Annotated in this window: 18 protein-coding genes and 1 tRNA gene; 15 read left to right on the top strand and 4 right to left on the bottom strand. The window is 72.3% G+C overall.

Going from position 1 to position 22,947, the window contains the following annotated elements:
• Positions 1-37: 37 nt before the first annotated feature.
• From J4557_RS32190 to J4557_RS32145, 10 genes are all read left to right on the top strand, one after another.
• Complete coding sequence (locus tag J4557_RS32190; RefSeq protein WP_208270538.1) at positions 38-526, top strand: vitamin K epoxide reductase family protein; 489 nt, start codon at positions 38-40, stop codon at positions 524-526.
• A gap of 57 nt (positions 527-583) precedes the next feature.
• Positions 584-1,363 (top strand): DsbA family protein, encoded by a 780-nt coding sequence (locus J4557_RS32185; RefSeq protein WP_208270537.1) that lies wholly within the window; start codon positions 584-586, stop codon positions 1,361-1,363.
• 113 nt (positions 1,364-1,476) lie between these two features.
• Positions 1,477-2,289 (top strand): DsbA family protein, encoded by an 813-nt coding sequence (locus J4557_RS32180; RefSeq protein WP_307800328.1) that lies wholly within the window; start codon positions 1,477-1,479, stop codon positions 2,287-2,289.
• Between the two features lie 106 nt (positions 2,290-2,395).
• Entirely contained in the window at positions 2,396-3,874 is a 1,479-nt protein-coding gene (gene lgt / locus J4557_RS32175; RefSeq protein WP_208270536.1) for a prolipoprotein diacylglyceryl transferase, read from the top strand.
• A 9-nt stretch (positions 3,875-3,883) separates the two neighbouring features.
• Positions 3,884-4,621 carry a VIT1/CCC1 transporter family protein gene (locus J4557_RS32170; protein ID WP_243776679.1) on the top strand — a complete coding sequence of 246 codons (738 nt, stop codon included), beginning with the start codon at positions 3,884-3,886 and terminating at the stop codon, positions 4,619-4,621.
• A gap of 114 nt (positions 4,622-4,735) precedes the next feature.
• Positions 4,736-5,533 (top strand): hypothetical protein, encoded by a 798-nt coding sequence (locus tag J4557_RS32165; RefSeq protein ID WP_208270535.1) that lies wholly within the window; start codon positions 4,736-4,738, stop codon positions 5,531-5,533.
• A gap of 33 nt (positions 5,534-5,566) precedes the next feature.
• Complete coding sequence (locus J4557_RS32160) at positions 5,567-6,919, top strand: chromosomal replication initiator protein DnaA (RefSeq protein WP_208270534.1); 1,353 nt, start codon at positions 5,567-5,569, stop codon at positions 6,917-6,919.
• Positions 6,920-7,305: 386 nt separating this feature from the next.
• On the top strand, positions 7,306-11,862 hold the full coding sequence (gltB, locus tag J4557_RS32155) for a glutamate synthase large subunit (protein WP_208270533.1): 4,557 nt from the start codon (positions 7,306-7,308) through the stop codon (positions 11,860-11,862).
• Between the two features lie 17 nt (positions 11,863-11,879).
• Entirely contained in the window at positions 11,880-13,343 is a 1,464-nt protein-coding gene (locus tag J4557_RS32150; RefSeq protein WP_208270532.1) for a glutamate synthase subunit beta, read from the top strand.
• A 73-nt stretch (positions 13,344-13,416) separates the two neighbouring features.
• Complete coding sequence (locus tag J4557_RS32145; RefSeq protein ID WP_208270531.1) at positions 13,417-13,992, top strand: GNAT family N-acetyltransferase; 576 nt, start codon at positions 13,417-13,419, stop codon at positions 13,990-13,992.
• 41 nt (positions 13,993-14,033) lie between these two features.
• Here the strand turns inward: J4557_RS32145 and J4557_RS32140 are convergent, their stop codons facing one another.
• Positions 14,034-15,461: a pyridoxal phosphate-dependent decarboxylase family protein gene (locus J4557_RS32140; protein WP_208270530.1), complete on the bottom strand. Its 1,428-nt coding sequence runs from the start codon at positions 15,459-15,461 to the stop codon at positions 14,034-14,036.
• A gap of 205 nt (positions 15,462-15,666) precedes the next feature.
• On the opposite strand from J4557_RS32140, the gene J4557_RS32135 reads away from it, so the two are divergent.
• Positions 15,667-16,527 (top strand): hypothetical protein, encoded by an 861-nt coding sequence (locus J4557_RS32135; RefSeq protein ID WP_208270529.1) that lies wholly within the window; start codon positions 15,667-15,669, stop codon positions 16,525-16,527.
• 66 nt (positions 16,528-16,593) lie between these two features.
• On the opposite strand, the gene J4557_RS51160 is transcribed toward J4557_RS32135, so the two are convergent.
• A complete protein-coding gene (locus J4557_RS51160; RefSeq protein WP_208270528.1) occupies positions 16,594-17,301 on the bottom strand; it encodes a DUF6597 domain-containing transcriptional factor in 708 nt (235 codons plus the stop codon).
• A 65-nt stretch (positions 17,302-17,366) separates the two neighbouring features.
• Here J4557_RS51160 and J4557_RS32125 point away from each other — a divergent pair, with 65 nt between their 5' ends.
• The gene (locus J4557_RS32125) at positions 17,367-17,921 is read left to right on the top strand and encodes a type 1 glutamine amidotransferase domain-containing protein (RefSeq protein WP_208270527.1); all 555 of its coding nucleotides are present in this window, start codon (positions 17,367-17,369) and stop codon (positions 17,919-17,921) included.
• Positions 17,922-18,029: 108 nt separating this feature from the next.
• Complete coding sequence (gene pyk / locus J4557_RS32120) at positions 18,030-19,448, top strand: pyruvate kinase (protein ID WP_208270526.1); 1,419 nt, start codon at positions 18,030-18,032, stop codon at positions 19,446-19,448.
• A 116-nt stretch (positions 19,449-19,564) separates the two neighbouring features.
• Here pyk and J4557_RS32115 read toward each other — a convergent pair whose 3' ends face one another.
• Both J4557_RS32115 and J4557_RS32110 read right to left on the bottom strand, forming a co-directional pair.
• The gene (locus J4557_RS32115; RefSeq protein WP_208270525.1) at positions 19,565-20,419 is read right to left on the bottom strand and encodes a transcriptional regulator; all 855 of its coding nucleotides are present in this window, start codon (positions 20,417-20,419) and stop codon (positions 19,565-19,567) included.
• 227 nt (positions 20,420-20,646) lie between these two features.
• Positions 20,647-20,720: transfer RNA gene (locus J4557_RS32110), tRNA-Leu, on the bottom strand.
• A gap of 125 nt (positions 20,721-20,845) precedes the next feature.
• Between J4557_RS32110 and J4557_RS32105 the strand changes: the two genes are divergently transcribed.
• Positions 20,846-21,448, top strand: a complete 603-nt coding sequence (locus tag J4557_RS32105) for an ANTAR domain-containing response regulator (protein WP_208270524.1) — start codon at positions 20,846-20,848, stop codon at positions 21,446-21,448.
• Positions 21,449-21,735: 287 nt separating this feature from the next.
• A complete protein-coding gene (locus J4557_RS32100) occupies positions 21,736-22,902 on the top strand; it encodes a branched-chain amino acid ABC transporter substrate-binding protein (protein WP_243776678.1) in 1,167 nt (388 codons plus the stop codon).
• Positions 22,903-22,947 lie beyond the last annotated feature (45 nt).

The raw sequence follows: 22,947 nt of genomic DNA, 5'->3' as shown, positions 1-22,947 counted from the left end.
GTTTTCGCCGGCGGAGGCCGTTCCGGAAGGATCCACGATGACGCAAGAGATGACGGCGCGGGAACGCGCGACGGCGGCGGCGCCCGTCCCGGCCGCGTGGTACCAGGCCCTCGCCTGGCTGCTGACCCTCGCCGGGCTCGGCATCTCCGTCTACCTGACGATCACGCACTACGACCAGGGCGCGCTGGTGTGCTCGGCCACCAGCACGGTGGACTGCCACGCGGTCACCACCAGCGAGTACTCCGAGCTCCTCGGCATCCCCATGCCGCTGTTCGGGCTCGCGTTCTTCGTCGGGTTCGGGGCGCTGATCACCCCCTGGGCGCTGCGCTCGCCGTGGCCGCAGCTGCGCTGGGCGCGGCTCGCGGCGGTGTCGGTGGGCGTGCTCTTCGTCGTCTACCTGGTGACGGTCGAGCTGGCGGTGCTGCACAAGATCTGCCTGTGGTGCAGCGGGGTCCACGCCATCACTATCCTGCTCTTCGTTCTCGTTCTGTTCGACGAGTTCCGGCGGATCGGTCAGGTCGACTAGTCCCGCCGGACCCGCGCCGCACGCCAGCACGCGCGGCCCCCATTCCTAGGAGTCCCAATGAGCAAGGCCGCACGGGAGCGGTCCGCGAGAGAGCGCCTGGCCGCCGAGCGGCGGCGGCAGGCGGCGCGGGCCAAGCAGCGGCGGCTGCTGTCCATCGTCCTCGGGTCGGTGGTCGCGGTTGCGGTGATCGTGGTGGCGACCGTCCTCGTCATCGACCACAAGAACAAGAGCGGCCGCGCCGAGGTCCACAAGGGCGCGCTGGCCCCCCTCAGCCGCCAGGCCGACGGCTCGATCGTGATGGCGAAGGCCGGCGTCACCAAGCCGGAGCTGGAGATCTTCGAGGACTTCCAGTGCCCGAACTGCAAGCAGTTCGAGAAGAACACCGGCTCGACCGTCGAGCAGCTCGCCGCCGAGGGCAAGGTGAAGGTCGTCTACCGGCCGTTCCACCTGTTCGGCAACAGCCCCGACCCGGTCAAGACGAACTCGCTGCGCTCCGCCGAGGCCGCGCTGTGCGTTCCCGCCGACAAGTGGATCTCCTACCACGACGCGCTGTTCCGCTTCCAGCCGGCCGAGGGCACGAAGGGCTTCTCGCCGAAGGACCTGGCCAAGTGGGGCAAGGACATCGGGATCTCCGACCCGAACTTCGAGAAGTGCGTCAAGGACGAGCAGAAGAAGTCCCAGGTCGACGCGATGACCAACTACGCGCTGCAGACCCGCGGGGTCGACAGCACGCCGACGGTCTTCCTCGACGGGCGCAAGCTCGACAGCAACGTCGTCTTCACCCCCGACGGTCTGAAGGCCACGGTCACCGCGGCCGCCGGCGCGGCCGGGAAGTGACCCTCCGCCGCCCCGTCCGCCGCCCGAACCGCTGAACCCTCCGTGCGGCTTCACCGCGCGGAACGCCCCTCCCCACTACGCTCGGTCGTGCTCGGTAACATATCGTCACGGCCGTGGGGGGATCGATGAGCAAGCCCGACAGGGAGCGTTCCGCGCGGGACCGGCTCGCGGAGGAGCGGCGGCGGACGGAGGCGCGGCAGCGGCGCAGGCGGCTGCTCGTGGTCGTGCTGGGCGCGGTGGCGGCGGCGGCCGTCGTGGTCGTCATCGTCGTGGTGGTGGTGGGGACCAACGGGGGCGGCGGCCCGTCCGCCGTGAAGTACACCGGGCCGATCGCGCCCGCGACCCGGCAGCAGGACGGGTCGGTCGCCATGGCGAACCCGGGCGTCACCACGCCCGTCCTGGACGTCTTCGAGGACTTCCAGTGCCCGGCCTGCAAGGCGATGGAGGCCCGCGTCGGCGGCACGATGAAGAAGCTCGCCGCCGAGGGCAGGGTGAAGGTCGTCTACCGGCCGTTCCAGCTGTTCCAGCAGGACCCGCTGATGTCCAACTCGCGGCGCGCCGCCAACGCCGCCGCCTGCATGCCCGCCGACCACTGGGTGAAGTACCACGACAAGCTGTACGACGAGCAGCCGCCCGAGGGCGACAAGGGCTTCGCCAACGCCGACCTGATCAAGTGGGCGGGGCGGCTCGGCGTCACCGACCCCTCGTTCGCCGCGTGCGTGAACGGCGCGCAGAAGATCGGCCAGGTCGACCAGGCCACCGCCTACGCCGGCAAGGCGGGCGTGACCGCGACCCCGTACCTCGCGCTGAACGGCAGGCAGCTCGGGAACGACGCCCTGGCCTCCCCGGACGCCCTGCAGAAGACCATCGCCAAGGCGGGCTCCGGCACCCCGCGGTCCGCCGGGGAGGCCCCGGGGCAGGGCTGAGAGGCGCCCCGCATGGTCTCGTACCGGTGTCCGTAGCGCGGCGATCGGCTGTCGGTGACGCGGACGTTTCCGTCGCATGCCGCCGGAGGCGGTAACGTCAACGGTCATGCACCCGGTCGCCTTCATCCCGAGCCCTTCGCAGGGCGTCTGGCACCTCGGACCCATTCCGCTCCGTGCCTACGCGATCATGATCATTCTCGGTATCGTCGTCGCGGTCTGGGTCGGCGAGCGACGCTGGGCGGCCAAGGGCGGCGCCCCCGGCACGATCATCGACGTGGCCGTGTGGGCGGTGCCGTTCGGCCTGGTCGGCGGGCGCCTCTACCACGTGATCACCGACGCGCAGCGGTACTTCGGCAGCGGCGGCGACCCGGTCCGGGCCCTGGAGATCTGGAAGGGCGGCCTCGGGATCTGGGGCGCCATCGCGCTCGGCGCGGTCGGCGCGTACATCGGCTGCCGGCGGCGCGGCATCTCGATCCTCGCGCTCGCCGACGCCTGCGCGCCCGGGATCGTCCTCGCGCAGGCGATCGGCCGCTGGGGCAACTACTGGAACCAGGAGCTGTACGGCAAGCCGCTGCACACGTTCTGGGCCCTGAAGATCGACCCGAGCCACCGCCCGACGCTCGGCGACGGCCCCGCCCTGGACCCGAAGTACGAGAACATCGGCACCTACCACCCGACGTTCCTGTACGAGTCGCTGTGGTGCATCGGCGTCGCGATCCTGATCGTCTGGGCCGACCGCCGCTACAAGCTCACCCACGGCCGGGCGTTCGCGCTGTACGTCGCCGCCTACACGGTGGGACGCGGCTGGATCGAGGCGCTGCGCATCGACGACGCGCACCACTTCCTCGGCCTGCGGCTGAACGACTACACCTCGATCGTGGTGTTCCTCTGCGCCGCCGCCTACCTGTACCTGGCGCGCAACAAGACCGGCCCCGAGGCCGTCGTCGGGCACGCACCGGGGGCCGTGGCACCTGCCGGTGACGCGGGTGACGCCGGTGACGCCGGGTCCGCCGCGGCGGACGTGCCGACCGACGACGCGCCCGCGAAGGACGAGCCGCCGAAGGACGCGCCCGCCGAGGACGAGCCGGCGGAGGACGAGCGGGTCCAGGACGCCGCCGAGGACGGGGACCCGAAGGCCGAGGACGCCGCCGGGACGGCGGACGACGCGGCCCCGGGTGCGGCCGAGGAGACCACCGGACGGCAGTCCGAGGAGTCCGCGCCCGAGACGGCCGGGCTCCCGGAGGCCGAGTCCGCGTCCGCTGAGGACAGGACGGCGGAGCGGGAGGCCGCGGACGGGTCCGCGGAGGCCGCGGACGCCGCGCAGCCCGCCGATGAGGCCCCGGCGGACACGGCCGGGACCCCCGAGCCGGAGCCGGCCCCCGAGGCGGCGGAGGAGCCCGCTGAGGGCCCGGAGGCGGCGGCGGAGCCCCTGCCGGAACCCGCGCCGGAACCGGACCCGGACCCGGAGCCCGAACCGGGCCCCGGCGTCGCGGCCACCGCCGTGAGCGGGGAGAATGGAACGGACGGTGCCGCCGACGCTTCCGAGCGGGTAGGGCAGGGAGAGCCCGTCAAGGACGGGAAGTAGGAAGACACGATGTCCGGTACGGGGGAGATGACCGGGGAGAAGACCGGCCAGACGCCGGAACTGCACCACCAGCACCGCGACGTCAACGGCGGCTGGCTGCGGCCCGCGGTGTTCGGCGCGATGGACGGGCTGGTCTCCAACTTCGCGCTGATCGCGGGGATCGCGGGCGGCCGCCAGGACCCGAAGATCGTGCTGCTGGCGGGCCTCGCGGGCCTGGCGGCGGGCGCGTTCTCGATGGCGGCGGGGGAGTACATCTCCGTCGCGTCCCAGTCGGAGCTGGCGCTCGCCGAGATCGAGATCGAGCGGCTGGAGCTGGCCCGCAACCCGGTGGCCGAGCAGCGCGAGCTGGCCGGGGTGTTCGAGGCCCGCGGGGTCGATGCGGAGACCGCCGCGGAGGTGGCGCGGCAGCTGTCGCGCAACCCCGAGGGGGCCCTGGAGGTGCACTCCAGGGAGGAGCTCGGGGTGTCCCCGGGGGACCTGCCGTCGCCGCTGCTGGCGGCGGGCTCGTCCTTCCTGTCGTTCGCGGTCGGGGCGCTGCTGCCGGTGCTGCCGTACCTGCTGGGCGCGTCCTCGCTGTGGCCGGCGGCCGCGGTGGCGGCGCTGGGGCTGTTCGCCGCCGGCGCGCTGGTGTCGCGGGTCACGACGCGGGCGTGGTGGTTCGGCGGGGCGCGCCAGCTGCTGTTCGGCGCGGCGGCCGCCGGGATCACCTACGGCGTCGGCGCGCTCATCGGCACCACCGGGCTGTGACCTCGGCGGGCCCGGCGCGGTGCGAGCGCCCGCGGGCCGCCGGCCGCACAACAAATGCGGATGAATCGCCCTTTTGGGCGCGGCGGGTGCGGCCGGACCGCTAAGCTCCGGGGCGTGATCGAGGCCCGTGACACTGGTTCCCCCGCGGCCGGAAGCGACGGCGCGGGGAAGGACTTCTGGCCGGAGGACAAGCCCCGCCGGAACCTTCCGAACCGCAAGCTGCTGTACGGAGGGGCGGCCGCCGTGGTCGCCGTCATCGTGATCGCGGTCGTCGCCGTGGTCGCGCTCGGCGGCGGCGACGGCGACGGCAAGCCCGCCGAGAAGGCGATGCCGACCGCCTACACGCCCGACTTCAGCGGCGACGGGTTCGCGAAGATCGCCCAGCGTACCGCCGACAACCGGCCGATCACGCAGGGCGAGGCGTTCTCGGCGGACTCCAAGACCCTCAAGCAGGGCAAGTACACGCTGACGCTCGCCGCCTCCGACCTGACCTCCGACTGCAAGAGCGCCAGCTGGGGCGCGCGGCTGCAGAGCGATCTCGCCAAGTACGGCTGCTCCCAGGTGGTCCGCGCCGCCTACGTGAGCCCGGACAAGAAGTACGTCGGCCAGTTCATGGTCGTGAACCTGGCGAGCCAGGACGGCTCCGCGCAGGTGCTGCGCGACCTCGACCGGGCGACCGGCGCGGGATGGCTGACGCCCCTGCAGCCGAAGGACGTCGCGACGTTCGGGCCGGGGTTCACCGCCGCCTACGCCAGCGTCTACGGGCACTACGCCATGGTGACGTGGGTGGAGCGCGCGGGCGGGGCGCGCCCCGACTCGCTCAACGAGATGATCGACGTCAGCCTGGTCGTCGAGAACGCCGGGGACTTCCTCTACCAGCGGCTCGACCTGGCCGGGAACGGGGCGTCGTAACGTGCGCCCCGGTCCGCAGTAGTCTCCGCCGCCGTGGAACCCGATGACCGCGGCCGCGGTGGCGGCCGCCCGAGGCGCGCGCCGGCGAGCCGCTCCGGCCGCCGGCAGCCCGCCCCTCGCAGGGGCCAGGGCCGGACGGGCGGTCCCCGCCGGATCGGCTCGCCGCGCGACGGCGCGGCCCGGCAGGAACGTTCCGGAGGCCGCCGCCGGGGCGGCGCCCAGGGCCACGCCGGTCCTCCCGGACAGCCCCCCGCGGACCAGCCCTATGCGGACGAGGGGTACGCGGACCAGGGGTACACGGATCAGCCCTACGCGGATCAGCCGTATGCAGACCCGGCCTACGCGGATCAGCCCTACACGGATCCGGCCTACGCGCAGCAAGCGTCCTACGAGGAACCGCCCTACGAGGAGCAGGGCTACCCCGTGGACGGCCCCTACCAGGGAGATCCCGCCTCCCAGGACGTCCCCTACGGCGCCCCGCCGCCCGTCCAGGACGAGACGCCGGACGCCCCGCCCAGAGCTCGCAGGCCCAAGAAGGCCCGGCGGTCCGGCGGGGCCGGGATGCCGCGCCGCCGGGGCGCGGCGGGCGGGAAAAGCACGGCCGGACGGAAGAGCACGGCGGGCGGGAAGGGCGCTCCCGGCGCGAAGCCGTACTTCGCGGCCGCCGCGGGCCTCGCGGTGCTGGTGGTGATCGGGCTGATCGCGGCCGTGGCGCTGGGCGGGGGCGATGACGGCGGCAAGGGCGACGGCGGTGCCGGCGGCGCCCCGGGCAGGCCGGCGGGCACGGCGGCGGGCAACGGCAGCTCGCCCGAGTCCTACTCGAGTTCGCCGTCGTCCTCCGCGTACGCGGGCATCGCGTCCCGCAAGACCGACGCCAAGCCGCTGACCAGCGGGGAGGCGTTCCCGTCGTCGTCGGCGAAGCTGTCGGTGGACGGCACGAAGCTCCGGCTCACGATGCAGGCCAAGAAGCTCGACGGCAACTGCACCGCCGCGGTGTGGGGGCAGTCGGTGGCCGCCGACCTGGCGCGCGGCGGCTGCACGCAGGCCGCGCGGGACATCTACGCCGACGCCCGCCATGGGTACGGGCTGGCCGTCGCGGTGTTCAACCTGGCGTCCTCGGCGGACGCCGACCGGTTCGTCGGCCTGCTGGACCACACGCTCGGCGGCGGGTTCGTGGTGCCGCTGCCGGCGCCCGCGCCGCTGGACCGGTTCGGGCAGGGCTTCGGAATGGCCCGGGGCCTGGCGATGGGCCACTACGCCGTGGTGTCGTGGGCGCAGCGCCTGGACGGCAAGGGCGACGCGTCGGACGGCAACCTGCTGTCGCTGCTGATCGAGGGCGGGAAGGCGCCGTCGGTGCTGGGCCGCGCCGCCGCCGCGTCCCACTGAGCGGCCCGGGCGGGCGCGGCCGTCCCGTCGACCGGACGGCGCCGTCCCGCTGAGCGGGAGCCGCCGCGGCCCCGCCGGGCGGGCCCGGGAAGCATCCGGATACCCGCGCGTGTTTCAGCCGTGTTGCGTTCTCCGCTCCGTAAACCTCGCCGCCCGGTGATGATCCTCACCAGGTCAGGGCGTTATGCAACTTTCAGGACCCGGTAGCCTGGTCTAAACCACTCGGAGATGACGCGCAGCCGATCGCCCCGGAGAAGTTTCGCGATCTGGTCCAGTCGGGCATGATCCCGGCAGTGATGTAATGTCATCTCACCGCAGCAGGGCCAACGTCGTCCCGGACTGCACTGACACGAAGCAGTGACACACCGACGACGACGGGAGGGTTGATGGCTGCTGCTGCCCTCACACCGGGCCGCCCCGGACCCCAGGGGCTCTACGACCCGGCGAACGAGCACGACGCCTGCGGCGTCGGCATGGTGGCCGACCTGCACGGCCGCAAGAGCCACGACATCGTCCAGAACGCCCTGACCGTCCTGAAGAACCTGGACCATCGCGGGGCCGTGGGCGCGGAGCCGGACGACGGCGACGGCGTCGGCATCCTCGTCCAGATACCGGACGCGTTCTTCCGCGAGGAGTGCGGCTTCGCGCTGCCCGAGGCCGGCGCCTACGCGGCCGGCCTCGCGTTCCTGCCCGCGGACGCCGAGGAGCGCGCCGCCGCGGTCGCGCACATCGAGACGCTGTGCGCCGAGGAGCACCTCACGGTGCTCGGCTGGCGCGAGCTCCCGCGCGACCCCGCGTTCACCGGCCCGGCCGCCCGCCGGGTCATGCCGCACTTCGCGCAGCTGTTCGTCGCGCCCGCCGCCGGCGGCCCGCACGCGGGCAAGACCGGCCTGGAGCTGGACCGCGCCGTGTTCTGCATGCGCGAGCGCGCCGAGCAGGACGTCCGGGTGTACTTCCCGAGCCTGTCCAGCCGCACGATCGTCTACAAGGGAATGCTGACGACCCCGCAGCTGGAGCCGTTCTTCCCCGACCTGTCGGACCGCCGGTTCAGCAGCGCGATCGCGCTGGTGCACTCGCGGTTCTCGACCAACACGTTCCCGGCGTGGGAGCTGGCGCACCCGTACCGGTTCATCGCGCACAACGGCGAGATCAACACCGTCCGGGGCAACCGGAACTGGATGCGGGCCCGCGAGGCGCTGCTGAAGTCCGACCTGATCCCCGGCGACATCTCCCGGATCTTCCCGGTGATCGACATCGAGGCGTCCGACACCGCCTCGTTCGACGAGTGCCTGGAGCTGCTGCACCTCGGCGGCCGGTCGCTGCCGCACGCGGTGCTGATGATGATCCCGGAGGCGTGGGAGAACCACGCCGAGATGGACGCCGAGCGCCGCGCGTTCTACGAGTTCCACTCCACCCTGATGGAGGCGTGGGACGGCCCCGCCAGCGTCAGCTTCACCGACGGCACCGTCGTCGGCGCGGTCCTGGACCGCAACGGGCTGCGCCCCGGCCGCTACTGGGTGACCGACGACGGCCTGGTGGTGCTGGCCAGCGAGGCCGGCGTGCTCGACATCCCGGCGGACAAGGTGGTCCGCAAGGGCCGCCTGCAGCCCGGCAAGATCTTCCTGGTCGACACCGAGGCCGGGCGGATCGTCGAGGACGACGAGGTCAAGGCGGAGCTGGCCGCCGAGCACCCGTACGGGCAGTGGCTGCACGAGGGCCTGGTCCGGTTCGAGGAGCTGCCGCAGCGCGAGCGGGAGATCCCGACGCACGACACCCTCGTCAAGCGGCAGCAGACCTTCGGGTACACCCTGGAGGAGCAGCGGATCATCCTCGGCCCGATGGCGCGGACCGGCGCCGAGCCGATCGGCTCGATGGGCACCGACACCCCGATCGCGGTGCTGTCGGAGCGCCCGCGCCTGCTGTTCGACTACTTCAAGCAGCTGTTCGCGCAGGTCACGAACCCGCCGCTGGACGCCATCCGCGAGGAGCTCGTCACCTCGCTGCAGTCCACGCTCGGCCCGGAGGGCAACCTCCTGGAGCCCGGCCCGGACTCGTGCCGGCGGCTCGTGCTGCCCACCCCGATCCTGGACAACGACGAGCTCTCCAAGATCATCCACATCGACGACGAGGGGTCCCTGCCGCACCTGCACGCCCACGTCGTGCACGGCCTGTACGACGTCGCCGGCGGCGGCGAGGCCCTGGAGGCCCGCCTCGAGGAGATCAACTCCGAGGTGAGCCGGGCCATCGAGGCCGGCGCGCGGATCATCGTGCTGTCGGACCGCGGCGCCGACTCGGCCCGCGCCGCGATCCCGGCGCTGCTGCTCACCGGCTCCGTCCACCACCACCTGATCCGGGAGAAGACCCGGACCAAGGTCGGCCTGGTGGTCGAGACCGGCGAGGCCCGCGAGTGCCACCACATGGCGCTGCTCATCGGGTACGGCGCGTCCGCGATCAACCCGTACCTGGCGATCGAGACCGTCGAGGACATGGTCCGCGGCGGCGGCCTGCCGGGCGTCGAGGCCGGCAAGGCCGTGCGGAACCTGGTGAAGGCGTACGGCAAGGGCGTCCTGAAGATCATGTCGAAGATGGGCGTGTCCACGGTCGCGTCCTACACCGGCGCGCAGATCTTCGAGGCGATCGGGCTCGGCGAGCGGGTCGTGTCCCGCTGCTTCACCGGCACCACGTCCCGGCTCGGCGGCGTCGGCTTCGACGTGCTGGCCCGGGAGGTCGCCGAGCGGCACACCCGCGCCTACCCGCCGGGCGGGAACGAGGCCGCGCACCGCACGCTGGAGATCGGCGGCGAGTACCAGTGGCGCCGCGAGGGCGAGCCGCACCTGTTCAACCCGGACACGGTGTTCAAGCTGCAGCACGCCACCCGCACCCGCCGCTACGAGATCTTCAAGGAGTACACCTCCAAGGTCGACTCGCAGTCGCAGAAGCTGATGACCCTGCGCGGGCTGTTCAAGCTCAAGGAGGGCGCGCGGCCGCCGGTGCCGATCGAGGAGGTCGAACCGGTAGCGGAGATCGTCAAGCGGTTCTCCACCGGCGCGATGTCGTACGGCTCCATCTCCGCGGAGGCGCACGAGACCCTCGCGATCGCGATGAACCGGCTGGGCGGCAAGTCCAACACCGGCGAGGGCGGCGAGGACCCGGTCCGGTTCACCCCGGACGCCAACGGCGACCTGCGCCGCAGCGCGATCAAGCAGGTCGCGTCCGGCCGGTTCGGCGTGACGTCGGAGTACCTCACCAACGCCGACGACATCCAGATCAAGATGGCGCAGGGCGCCAAGCCCGGCGAGGGCGGGCAGCTGCCCGGCCACAAGGTGTACCCGTGGATCGCCAAGACCCGGCACTCCACGCCCGGCGTCGGCCTCATCTCGCCGCCGCCGCACCACGACATCTACTCGATCGAGGACCTCGCCCAGCTCATCCACGACCTGAAGAACGCCAACCCGGCGGCGCGCGTGCACGTCAAGCTCGTCGCCGAGGTCGGGGTCGGCACGGTCGCGGCCGGCGTCTCCAAGGCGCACGCCGACGTGGTGCTGATCTCCGGGCACGACGGCGGCACCGGCGCGTCCCCGCTGACCTCGCTGAAGCACGCCGGCGCGCCCTGGGAGCTCGGCCTCGCCGAGACCCAGCAGACGCTGATGCTGAACGGCCTGCGCGACCGCATCGTCGTGCAGACCGACGGGCAGATGAAGACCGGCCGGGACGTCGTCATCGCGGCGCTCCTCGGCGCCGAGGAGTACGGCTTCGCGACCGCGCCGCTGGTGGTGTCGGGCTGCATCATGATGCGGGTCTGCCACCTCGACACCTGCCCGGTCGGCGTCGCCACCCAGAACCCGGTGCTGCGCGAGCGGTTCTCCGGCAAGCCGGAGTTCGTGGTGAACTTCTTCGAGTTCATCGCCGAGGAGGTCCGCGAGTACCTCGCCGCCCTCGGGTTCCGGACGCTGGACGAGGCGATCGGGCACGTCGAGATGATCGACACCCGGGAGGCCGTCGAGCACTGGAAGGCGTCCGGGCTGGACCTGGCGCCGGTGCTGCACGCGCCCGAGACCCCGTACGGGGACGCGCCGCGCCGCGTCGCCGCGCAGGACCACGGGCTGGAGAAGGCGCTCGACAACACCCTCATCCAGCTCGCCGAGGGTGCCCTCGCGTTCGGCGACAAGGTCACCCTCGACCTGCCGATCCGCAACGTCAACCGGACGGTCGGCACCATGCTCGGCCACGAGGTGACCAAGAAGTGGGGCGGCGCGGGCCTGCCCGACGACACCGTCGACGTCACCTTCACCGGCTCCGCGGGCAACTCGTTCGGCGCGTTCGTCCCGCGCGGCATCACGCTGCGGCTGGTCGGCGACGCCAACGACTACGTCGGCAAGGGCCTGTCCGGCGGGCGGCTGACGCTGCGTCCCCCGGCGGACGCCGCGTTCGCCGCCGAGGAGCAGATCATCGGCGGCAACGTGATCCTGTACGGCGCCACCTCGGGCGAGCTGTTCGCCCGCGGCGTCGTCGGGGAGCGGTTCTGCGTCCGCAATTCCGGCGCCACCGCCGTCGTCGAGGGCGTCGGCGACCACGCCTGCGAGTACATGACCGGCGGCCGCGCCGTCATCATCGGCCGCACCGGACGCAACATCGCGGCCGGAATGTCCGGTGGCATCGCCTACGTTCTGGATCTGGTGGCCGACCGCGTCAACCGCGAGATGGTCGACCTGGAACCGCTGAACGAGGACGACGAGGCGTTCGTCAAGGGCCTGGTCGAGCGGCACCTCGCCGAGACCGGCTCGGCGGTCGCCGAGCGGCTGCTGGCGGACTGGGACGCCGCCGCGACCCGCTTCACCAAGATCATGCCGCGCGACTACCGGCGCGTCCTGGAGGCGATGGCCGAGGCCGAGGCGCAGGGACGCGACGTCGACGAGGCCGTCATGGCCGCGGCCCAGGGCTGAGAGAGGGGGATTCCCACATGGCTGACCCGAAGGGTTTCCTGACCGTCCAGCGGGAGCTCCCGAAGCGCCGCCCGGTGGACGTCCGGATCAAGAGCTGGTCGGAGGTCTACGAGAGCTTCGGCCACGACCGGCTGGAGAAGCAGGCGAGCCGCTGCATGGACTGCGGCATCCCGTTCTGCCACCAGGGCTGCCCGCTCGGCAACCTCATCCCCGAGTGGAACGACCTCGTCTACCGCAAGGACTGGCACGAGGCCATCGAGCGGCTCCACGCCACCAACAACTTCCCGGAGTTCACCGGGAGGCTGTGCCCCGCCCCGTGCGAGAGCGCCTGCGTCCTCGGCATCAACCAGGACCCGGTCGCCATCAAGCGGGTCGAGGTCGAGATCATCGACCGGGCGTTCGCCGAGGGCTGGGTGCGGCCGCAGCCGCCCGCGGTGAAGACCGGCAAGAAGGTCGCCGTGGTCGGCTCCGGCCCGTCCGGGCTCGCCGCCGCCCAGCAGCTCACCCGCGCCGGGCACGACGTCACCGTGTACGAGCGCGCCGACCGCGTCGGCGGGCTGCTGCGGTACGGCATCCCCGAGTTCAAGATGGAGAAGCGGCACCTCGACCGGCGCCTCGCCCAGATGCGCGCCGAGGGCACCTCCTTCAAGACCTCGGTGAACGTCGGCGTCGACATCACCGCCGCCGAGCTGCGCGAGCGCTACGACGCGGTCGTGCTCGCCGGCGGCGCCACCGTCTGGCGCGACCTGCCCATCCCCGGGCGGGAGCTCAAGGGCGTCCACCAGGCGATGGAGTACCTGCCGCCGTCCAACAAGGTGCAGGAGGGCGACTTCGACAAGTCCCCGATCGACGCCGCGGGCAAGCACGTCGTCGTGATCGGCGGCGGCGACACCGGCGCCGACTGCATCGGCACCGCGATCCGGCAGGGCGCCGCCTCGGTCACCCAGCTGGAGATCATGCCGCGGCCGCCGGAGGAGCGCACCGGCGCGCAGCCGTGGCCGACGTACCCGATGCTGTTCAAGATGGAGAGCGCCCACGAGGAGCTCGCCGACATGGGCGGCGACCGGCTGTACGCGGTGTCCACCACCGAGTTCGTCGGCGACGGGGACGGCAACGTCCAGGCGCTGCGGATCGTCGAGGTCGGCGGGCCCGACACCGGCTTCAAGCCGGTCGAGGGCAGCGAGCGGGAGATCCCGGCGCAGCTCGTCACCCTCGCGATGGGCTTCATCGGCCCGCAGCGCGAGGGCCTGCTGGACCAGCTCGGCGTCGAGCTGGACCAGCGCGGCAACGTCGTCCGCGACCGCGACTACCGGACCTCGGTGGACGGGGTGTACGCGGCCGGCGACATGGGCCGCGGCCAGTCCCTGATCGTCTGGGCGATCGCCGAGGGACGCGCCGCCGCGCACGGCGTGGACCGGTTCCTCACCGGCCACACCGCCCTGCCCTACCCGATTCCGCCCACGGCGCGACCGATAGCCTGATCCGCGAACATTCGCCCGCCGTGCCTCCGGTGTCCGCCGGAGGCGCGGCGGCGTCGCGCGTACGGGGGTTCCCATGCCGACCCGGCAGATCGAGGTCACCGACTGGCACCTGGAGCAGCTCGGCCCCGCCGAGCTGCGGCCCGCGCGGGTGCCCGACGTCCCCGTCGCCATCGCCCGCGCCGAGCTGCCCAGCCCCGAGCTGAGCCGCTACCTGTACACCGCGGTCGGCGGCGACCACTACTGGACGGACCGGCTCGCCTGGACCTACGACCAGTGGCTCAACTGGCTGTCGCGGCCCGGCGTGGAGACCTGGGTCGCGCACGTCCGCGGCACCCCCGCCGGCTACGCCGAGCTCGACCCGCAGCCCGACGGCCTCGTCGAGATCACCTGCTTCGGGCTGCTGCCCGCCTTCACCGGCCAGGGGATCGGCGGCCACCTGCTCAGCGTCGCCGCCGCCCGCGCCTGGGACCTCGCCACCCGCTGGGACGACCGCAAGCCCACCCGCCGGGTCCGGCTCACCACCAGCTCCAACGACCATCCCGCCGCGCTGAAGAACTACCAGGCCCGCGGCTTCCGCGTCTACGACGTCACCGTCGCCACCGGCACCTTCGACCACACCCCGCCGGGCCCCTGGCCAGGCGCCCGCTGACCCGGACGGACCGGCCGCCGGGCGCCCGGCGGGGGTCACGGTCACGGCGCCAGCGTCACCGCCAGCTCCCGCAGCACCTCCACCAGGAGCTCCACGTCCGCCTCCGTGGTCCGCCAGTTCAACGGCGCCGGCCGGAACACCGTCATCCCCTGGTACCGGCTCGTTCCCGCATAGACGCGGCCGTCCGCGAGCAGCGCCTCGCCCAGCCTCGCGTTCAGCTCGTCCAGCCGCTCCTCGGGGACGCCCGCCGGACGGTACCGGAAGCACACCACGCACAGCTGAACGGGCGCCAGGAGCTCCATGTCCGGCGCCGCCTCCACCAGCGACCCCAGATGCGCGGCCACGTCCAGATGCCGCTCCACCATCGCCCGGTAGCCGTCCCGCCCGTACGCCCGCAGCGTCGCCCAGATCGGCAGCGCCCGCGCCCGCCGCGACGACTCCGGCCCCAGCATGTTGTAGTTGATCCGGTCGCCGTCCTCCTCCGGCAGGTACGCCGCGCCCCACGCCCCGAACGCCCGGCCCAGCGCCGACGGGTCGCGCACGAACGAGAACCCGCTCTCGTACGGCACGTTCAGCCACTTGTGCCCGTCCGCCGTCACCGAGTCCGCCCGCTCCACGCCCCGCGCCAGACCCGCCGTCCGCGGCGACAGCGCCGCGAACATCCCGAACGCCCCGTCCACGTGCAGCCACGCCCCGTGCCGCTCCGCCAGGTCCGCCAGCTCTGCGACCGGGTCGGAGTCGCCCGCGTTCACCTCCCCGAGATTCGCCACGATCACCGCCCGGCCGCCCGCCTCCGCCAGCGCCGCGTCCATCGCCGCGAGATCCACCCGGCCCGCGTCGTCGCGGGCGAAGACCCGCAGCGTGTCCCGCCCGCAGCCGAGGATCTGCAGCGCCTTGCGCGTGCTGACGTGCACCAGCCCGCTGCTGAACACCGGCATCGCCGGCAGCCCCGCCAGGCCCTGCGACGCCGCGTCCACCCCGTGCAGGTCCGCCCACCACTGCCGCGCGCACGCCAGCCCCGTCACATGCGCCAGCGTCGCGCTCGGCGTCAGCACCCCGCCGAACGACGCCGGCAGCCCGAACAGCTCCTTCAGCCAGCGCAGCACCACCGTCTCCGCCCGCGCCGCCAGCGGCGACGTCAGCCACAGCCCCGCCGCCTGGTCCAGCAGCGACGCCGCCCAGTCGCCCGCCATCGCCGCCGGCGTCGACCCGCCCACCACGAAATGGAAGAACCGCGGACCGGACGAGTGCGTCGCCGCCGCCGTCCCCACCCGCACCAGCCGCCCGACCGCCGCCGGCGACCCGTCGCCCCGCTCCGGCAGCGGCCCGTCCAGCTCGTCCAGCAGGACGTCCATCGCCCGGTCGTGCACCGGACGCTCCGCCAGCCCGTCCAGGTACGGCCCGGCCGCCTCCGCGACCAGCCCCAGCGCGGCGGCCGCCATGTCACGTTCGTCCAGAGGATCGCTCATCGCCCCAGCAGACCACACGAACCACCCGATTGATCACGGCAATCCGGATCAATCCCCCTTGTGAGGAACGCACGGGTCCGCTACGGTCCCGCCCCGTCCCCGCACGGGACGCGGGGGCCCGGTCGCCCACCGCTGGGGCGGCCGGGCCCACCGTGTCCGAATCCTGCAAGACCGGCCGCACCCCCACCCCCTACGGTCAGGGCCCATGCGAACGCTCCACACCACCGACCTCGCCCGCGCCCGCGAGTTCATGCGGCTCAACGCCCGCGTCATCGACCGCCGCCGCTTCGACCTCCACTTCCACGGCGCCCCCGCCGCACCCCTCCTCGCCGCCCTCGCCGCCTACGAGAACCCCGACGGCGGCTACGGCCACGCCCTCGAACCCGACCTGCGCGGCGAGGCCAGCCAGCCCGTCCCCGCCCAGCACGCCCTCGACGTCCTCCACCAGGCCGGCGCCGACGACCACCCCGCCGTCGACCGCATCGCCGCCCACCTCACCGCCCTCACCACCCCGGACGGGGGAGTGCCCTTCGTGCTGCCCACCGTCCACGACGCCCCCCACGCCCCCTGGTGGCGAACCCCCGACGACCCGCCCGCCGCGATCAACCCCACCGCCGCCCTCGCCGGCCGGCTCCACCGCGCCGGGTCCCGCCACCCCTGGCTCGACACCGCCACCGCCTTCTGCTGGCGCCACCTCGACGACCCGCCCGCCGACCCCGGCCCCTACGACGTCCTCGCCCTGCTCGCCTTCCTCGACCACGTCCCCGACCGCGCCCGCGCCGAGGCCGCCTTCGCGCGCCTGCGCGACATCTTCGCCGACCGCGCCCGCAGCGACCACCACGACCCCCTCGACTTCGCCCCCGCACCCGGCGGATACGGCCACCGCCTCTTCGGCGACGCCGCCGTCGACGCCGCGCTCGACGCCCTCATCGACGCCCAGGACGAGGACGGCGGCTGGGACGTCCGCTTCCTCATCTGGACCCCCGCCACCCGCCCCGAATGGCGCGGATTCGTCACCGTCGAACGCCTCATGACCCTGCGCGCCTACGGCCGCCTCAAACCCTGACCCTTGCCCCCCGGCCCGGGCGGGCGCCCTGACCCGGGCGAAGCCCCGGCACCCGGCGGCGCCCCCTCACAGCAGGGCCCGGACGGGCACCCCCGCCAGCACCCGCACCTCGTTCGCGAGATGCGGCTGGTCGGCGTAACCCGCCGCCTGCGCCACGTCCGCCAGCGCCATCCCCGAGCGCGCCAACCCCAGCGCCCGCTGGAACCGCAGCACCCGCTGCAGCGTCTTCGGCCCGTACCCGAACGCCGCCAGCGAACGCCGCCGCAACTGCCGCTCACCCAGCCCCACCGCGTCCGCCACCTCGCGCACCGACCCGCCGGCGAGCCCCGCCACCACCACCGGGACCAGCGGGTCCACCGGCTCCGCCAGCGCCGCCCGCGCCCGCACCCCCGCCACCAGCACGGCACGCCGCCCCTCCGGCGATCCCGCCCCGGCCACCGCGTCCGCCAGCTCGTCCGCCGCCCCGCCCCACAGATCCCGCAGCGGCGCCCGCCCGTCACGCACCGCGTCCGCCGGCACCCCCAGCACCGGCGGCGCCGCCCCCGGCCCGAACCGCACCGCCGCCATCTCCGCCCCCGGGCGCACCGCCGCCGGCATCGGACCCGTGTCCGGACCCGCCACATGGATCCCGTCCGCCGACCAGATCAGGTCCACGCACCCGTCCGGCACCACCCGCTGCACGAACGGCTCCGCGCCCGCCGGCAGCGCGGCCGTCCATGAGCAGACCAGCCCCGCCCCGCGCTCGGGGACCTCGCGATAGCCCGTGGGGTTCATCACTCCTGCATACCACCCGCCTCCCCGGGCAGGGGACGCGGAGAACCGAAAGGGAGGAACAGAACATGCCGTCCGATCTCCAGGGCAAGACCATCGCCTTCCTCTGCGCCCCCGAAGGCACCGAGCAGGTCGAGCTCACCGAACCGTGGAAGGCCGTCGAGCAGGCCGGCGCCACCCCCCGCCTCGTCTCCACCCAGTCCGGCCGCCTCCAGGCCTTCGACCACCTCGACAAGGCCGACACCTTCCCCGTCGACACCACCGTGGACGTCTCCGACCACACCGAGTTCGACGGCCTCCTGCTGCCCGGCGGCGTCGCCAACCCCGACTTCCTCCGCACGCAGCCCAAGGCCGTCGCGTTCGCCAAGTCGTTCTTCGACGCCGGCAAGCCCGTCGCCGTCATCTGCCACGCGTCGTGGACGCTCATCGAGGCCGACGCCGTCCGGGGCCGCACCCTGACGTCCTGGCCCAGCCTCCGGACGGACCTGCGCAACGCCGGCGCGACGTGGGTCGACGAAGAGGTCCAGATCTGCGAGGACGGCCCCAACGTGCTCGTCAGCAGCCGCAAACCCGGCGATCTCAAGGCCTTCTGCCAGGCCGCCGTCGACGCCTTCGCCCGGTGACCCCAGGGACCATGGTCTAGACCTCTGACCTAGACCATTCGGTGAACCTTGGGCGACCGCATCCTGCACGAATATCCGTACCAACGGGTAACTAAGTACGGTTGTGACGTGACCCGTCGAGCGAAGATAGTCAGCACCATCGGTCCCGCCTGCTCCAGCACGGAGCAGATCCACGCCCTCGTCGAAGCCGGCATCGACGTCGCCCGGCTCAACATGAGCCACGGCGAGCACGCCGTCCACGAAGAGGTCTACCACCGGCTCAGAGCGGCCGCCGAGGCCACCGGACGCGGCGTCGGCATCCTGGCGGACCTCCAGGGCCCCAAGATCCGCATCGGGCGGTTCCCGGACGGCCCCGTCCGCCTCACGCTCGGCGACGAGTTCACCATCACCACCGAGGACGTCCCCGGCACCCGCCGCGAGGTCTCCACCACCTACCAGGGCCTGCCGGGCGACGTCGGCCCCGGCGACACCGTCCTCATCGACGACGGCCGCGTCGCCCTCGAGGTCACCTCCGTCGACGGCCCCCGCGTCCGCACCACCGTCACCGTCGGCGGCATGGTCTCCGACAACAAGGGCCTCAACCTGCCCGGCGTCCCCGTCAGCGTCCCCGCCCTCACCGAGAAGGACGAGACCGACCTCCGCTGGGCCCTGCGCCTCGGCGTCGACCTCGTCGCCCTCTCCTTCGTCCGCACCCCCGCCGACGCCGACATCTGCTACCAGATCATGGAGGAGGAGGGCGTCCGCGTCCCCCTCATCGGCAAGATCGAGAAGCCGCAGGCCGTCGAGCTCCTCCCCGAGATCGTCGCCGCCTTCGACGGCATCATGGTCGCCCGCGGCGACCTCGGCGTCGAACTCCCCCTCGAACAGGTCCCGATGGTCCAGAAGCGCGCCATCGAGCTCTGCCGCGAGAAGGCCCGCCCCGTCATCGTCGCCACCCAGATGCTCGAATCCATGATCTCCGCGCCGCGCCCCACCCGCGCCGAGACCTCCGACGTCGCCAACGCCGTCTTCGAGGGCGCCGACGCCGTCATGCTCTCCGGCGAGACCAGCGTCGGCCAGTACCCCATCGAGTCCGTCCGCACCATGAGCCGCATCGTGGAGACCGCCGAGCAGGCCACCCTGCACGCCACCCACACCCTGCAGCGCATGCCCGAGACCGTCGGCGGCGCCATCGCCCGCGCCGCCGCCGAGGTCGGCGCGATCGTCGGCGCCGAGGCCCTCGCCGCCTTCACCATGTCCGGCGAGACCGCCCGCCGCCTGTCCCGCTACCGCTCGCCGATCCCCCTGCTCGCCTTCACCTCGGTCCCCGCCGTCCGGGGACGGCTCGCGCACGTCTGGGGCGTCGAGACCTTCATCGTCCCGCAGGTCGACCACACCGACGCCATGTTCCGCCAGGTCGAGCAGGCCCTCCTCGAACTCGGCCGCTGCCAGAAGGGCGACAAGGTCGTCGTCGTCGCCGGCTCGCCCCCCGGCACCCCCGGCTCCACCAACGCCCTCCAGGTCCTCAACATCGGCGAGAGCCACTGACCCGGCGCCGACCGGCCGCCGACCCGCGAGGGCCGGCCCGGCCGGCCGCGCGCCGGCCCGGGCGTTGATCACCGGCGGGTCTCATTTCCACGACGCTCCGGAAACCCCGCCAACCCTCAGTACTCGGCTCCCACGAACTCATCCAACCGAGCCACCGCCTCCCGCCTGGCCACCGAGATGTCGGTGGCGTTCATCTGCTTCCACGCGATCCCGAGCCGATCGAGCGCGTCGGTGAAGAGCCGCTGGATGTCCACCGAGACGTTCGTGAAGTTGTAGCGCGGATACTCGTACCAGCGGTCTCCGTCCTTGAGCGGCCTCCGCACCCGGTTCACGAACCTGCACCCGTCCGAGTGGATCAGCCCGCGCAGGAACTCCTGCGCGTACCGGTCGACGATCTCCTTCTGCCAGCCCGCCAGAGTGATCGCGCGCTCGTGCTTCCTGCCCGCTCCGTGCTGGGGAAAGAGGCATGGCCAGTGCTTGGAGTGGCTGTCGACCTCCACGCAGCCGACCTTGCGGATGATCCTCACCTTGTTCGCCGGGCGGACGGCCCGAACGGCCTTCACACACAACTCGATGAGGCCCGGCCAGGCGTTCGCGCAGGCGATCCGCATGGCCCACACGTTCTTGCGAGGGTCCCCGACGGGACTGATGCACCCGTCCCCGAGATAAAGGCCGAGCAGGTAGGCGTAGCTTCGGCAATCGAGGGGGGTGCTGAAGCACCGAGGGCAGTCACGTTTGATACGGCCGTCGTGTTCGTCACGCCCGTCGCGCCCCGCGAGATCCAGGCCCGGTTCGGCGGGTGGGCCGCCTTTCGGCGGCGAAGCCCGCTTCGCCTGTCCGGTGATTCCGCACCTGGTGCGCCAGCGGCGGAGGGTTGTCACGCTGATCCTCCACTCGGCGGCGATTTCTTGGTTCGTCTTGCCGGCGACCGAAAGCCGGCGCCTCCACTCACCGTGCTGTTCTGTGTTCACAGGGTGATGTTCTCCTTGAGGTCTGACAAAACAAGGAGAACAAGGAGACGGGGTGCAGCATGCGATCGGGGCAGCCCTGATTGCTGAGACTCATCGGCCGGGGGCTCTTCAAGCTCCCCGCGGCATACACCCGATACGAAAGCGGCAAAACGGTGAGGTGCACCGCGCGGGGGCAGGACCCGTAGGCAGAAGGCCTTGGAGGGGGAGGAGTCCCTTATGGCAGGAAGTGCCCCGAGTGGGATTCGAACCCACACTTGATGGTGTTTGAGACCATGGCCTCTGCCGGTTGGGCTATCGGGGCTTTACTTTTTCCGGCACAAATTGGACGGGTAAGCGCCGGTGCTCCGCCTCAGGTGATGGAGGGGCGACGGGGACCAGGGTAGCGGGTTCGGTAGGCTCGTGCGCGTGGAGAGCGCTCGGCGAGTTGTGATCGCGGAAGACGAGGCCCTGATCCGGCTGGACCTGAAGGAGATGCTTCAGGAGGACGGCTACGAGGTCGTGGGCGAGGCCGGGGACGGGGAGACCGCGGTCCGGCTGGCCGGCGAGCTCAAGCCCGACCTGGTGATCCTGGACGTGAAGATGCCCGTCCTGGACGGCATCTCGGCGGCGGAGCGGATCTCGGCGGACCGGATCGCGCCGGTGGTGATCCTGACGGCGTTCTCCCAGCGCGAGCTCGTCCAGCGGGCCACGGAGGCGGGCGCGATGGCCTACCTCGTCAAGCCGTTCGCCAAGACCGACCTCGCGCCCGCCATCGAGATGGCGGTGAGCCGGTACACCGAGCTGCGGGCGCTGGAGGCCGAGGTAGCCGGGCTGCACGAGCGGCTGGAGACCCGCAAGGTGGTGGACCGGGCGAAGGGGCTGCTCCAGGAGGCGAACGGCTGGTCCGAGCCCGAGGCGTTCCGGTGGATCCAGAAGACCTCGATGGACCGCAGGCTCACCATGAGGGCCGTCGCGGAGGCCGTGGTGGCGGGTGCCGCCGGCACCGCGGGCGGTACCGCGAACGGCGGGGGCGAGCCCTCCGCGGGCTGACCGCCTGCCCTGTCATCCGGCGCGTTGTCAAGGTCCAATGCGCCCGTGCCGGACCGGCCATGGTCGGCACGCTCCGTAATCGTGCCTGGCAAAACGGGGGAACCGATGGGCACGGGGGCGTAACGAACCAATAACCCTTCGATCCGGGGGTGCTGATCTGGGTCGGGTCCACGGTGTACGACATAGCTGGTCCCCGAGTGACCGATATCTCCTCCTGGGAGCGGTCGGCGTCGGGGCATGACTCGTACCCGATCCGGTGCGGATCCGGATGTGAAAGGTTGGGCACCTTGCGGCGCAACAGGATGAGGGTGACCGGCGCGATCGCGCTGGGAGCGGCGATGGCGCTGGGCGCCGCCGCGTGCGGCTCGGGAGACAGCGGCGGGGGCAAGGATCTGACGATCGCCTACATCGGTGTCCAGACCGGCGACAACTCCCCTGAGCTCGGGATCAACATCTCCAACGGGGTGAAGCTGGCGATCGACCAGTACAACGCCACGAACCCCAAGAAGAAGGTCAAGTTCAAGATCTACGACACCAAGGGCGACCCGGCCGTCGCGCCAGGCCAGGTCCAGAAGGCGATCGACGACGACGTCACCGCGGTCGTCGGTCCGGTGTTCTCCGGCGAGTCCAAGGCCACGGTGCCGAGCCTGGAGGAGGCGGAGATCCCGAACATCTCCCCCTCGGCCACCTCCACCGCGCTCGGCAAGAACGGCTGGAAGTTCTGGCACCGGCTGATCTCGAACGACGACGCGCAGGGCCAGGTCGACGGCGACTTCATCGTGAAGACGCTGGGCGCCAAGAAGGTCTTCGTGATCGACGACAACCAGGAGTACAGCGTCGGCCTGGCCGACAAGGTGTTCTCCACGGTGCAGGCGCAGGGCGTCGCGCCGCAGCGCGACAAGATCGACCCGAAGGCGACCGACTACTCCAGCACCGTCAACAAGGTGAAGGCGGCCAAGCCGGACGCGATCTTCTTCGGCGGGTACTACAACGGCGGCGACAAGCTGCTCAAGCAGCTCCGCGACGGCGGCGTGACCGCCAAGTTCGTCTCCGACGACGGCGCGCTCGACCAGAAGCTGGTCGACGGCGCCGGCGCGAAGCAGGCCGAGGGCGCGCTGGTCTCGTGCGCGTGCCAGTCGATCAACCCGACGGCCGACAACCCGGCCGTCGCGAAGTTCATCAACGACTACAAGGCCGCGTTCCACAAGGACCAGGGCACGTACTCGGCCGAGGGCTACGACGCCACGATCGCGATCCTGGACGCCTTCAAGGCGGGCAAGACCACGACCAAGGACGTCAACGACTACCTCAAGACGGTGAACTTCCAGGGCGTGTCGAAGCCGGTCAAGTTCGAGGCGAACGGCGAGATCCAGGTGAAGACCATCTACATGTTCCAGGTGGTCGACGGGAAGCTGAAGTTCCTCGGCGACGCCTCCAAGGTCAAGCCCGAGTGAGCTAGGCCCGCCACGACGCAGGACGGACGCCGGTCCTCCGGCGCG

Source organism: Actinomadura nitritigenes (assembly GCF_017573545.1).
Classification (GTDB): Bacteria; Actinomycetota; Actinomycetes; order Streptosporangiales; family Streptosporangiaceae; genus Spirillospora; species Spirillospora nitritigenes.
Note: the sequence above shows the minus strand (reverse complement) of the source record. Positions and strands in the feature narration are given on the sequence as shown.

Bases quoted from the DNA above. Each gene is read 5' to 3' on its own strand.
- J4557_RS32170 (WP_243776679.1), top strand. From the start codon at position 3,884: ATGTCCGGTACGGGGGAGATGACCGGGGAGAAGACCGGCCAGACGCCG.
- gltB (WP_208270533.1), top strand. From the start codon at position 7,306: ATGGCTGCTGCTGCCCTCACACCGGGCCGCCCCGGACCCCAGGGGCTC.
- J4557_RS32135 (WP_208270529.1), top strand. From the start codon at position 15,667: ATGCGAACGCTCCACACCACCGACCTCGCCCGCGCCCGCGAGTTCATG.
- lgt (WP_208270536.1), top strand. From the start codon at position 2,396: ATGCACCCGGTCGCCTTCATCCCGAGCCCTTCGCAGGGCGTCTGGCAC.
- J4557_RS32140 (WP_208270530.1), bottom strand. From the start codon at position 15,461: ATGAGCGATCCTCTGGACGAACGTGACATGGCGGCCGCCGCGCTGGGG.
- J4557_RS32150 (WP_208270532.1), top strand. From the start codon at position 11,880: ATGGCTGACCCGAAGGGTTTCCTGACCGTCCAGCGGGAGCTCCCGAAG.
- J4557_RS32125 (WP_208270527.1), top strand. From the start codon at position 17,367: ATGCCGTCCGATCTCCAGGGCAAGACCATCGCCTTCCTCTGCGCCCCC.
- J4557_RS51160 (WP_208270528.1), bottom strand. From the start codon at position 17,301: ATGAACCCCACGGGCTATCGCGAGGTCCCCGAGCGCGGGGCGGGGCTG.
- J4557_RS32190 (WP_208270538.1), top strand. From the start codon at position 38: ATGACGCAAGAGATGACGGCGCGGGAACGCGCGACGGCGGCGGCGCCC.
- J4557_RS32185 (WP_208270537.1), top strand. From the start codon at position 584: ATGAGCAAGGCCGCACGGGAGCGGTCCGCGAGAGAGCGCCTGGCCGCC.
- J4557_RS32145 (WP_208270531.1), top strand. From the start codon at position 13,417: ATGCCGACCCGGCAGATCGAGGTCACCGACTGGCACCTGGAGCAGCTC.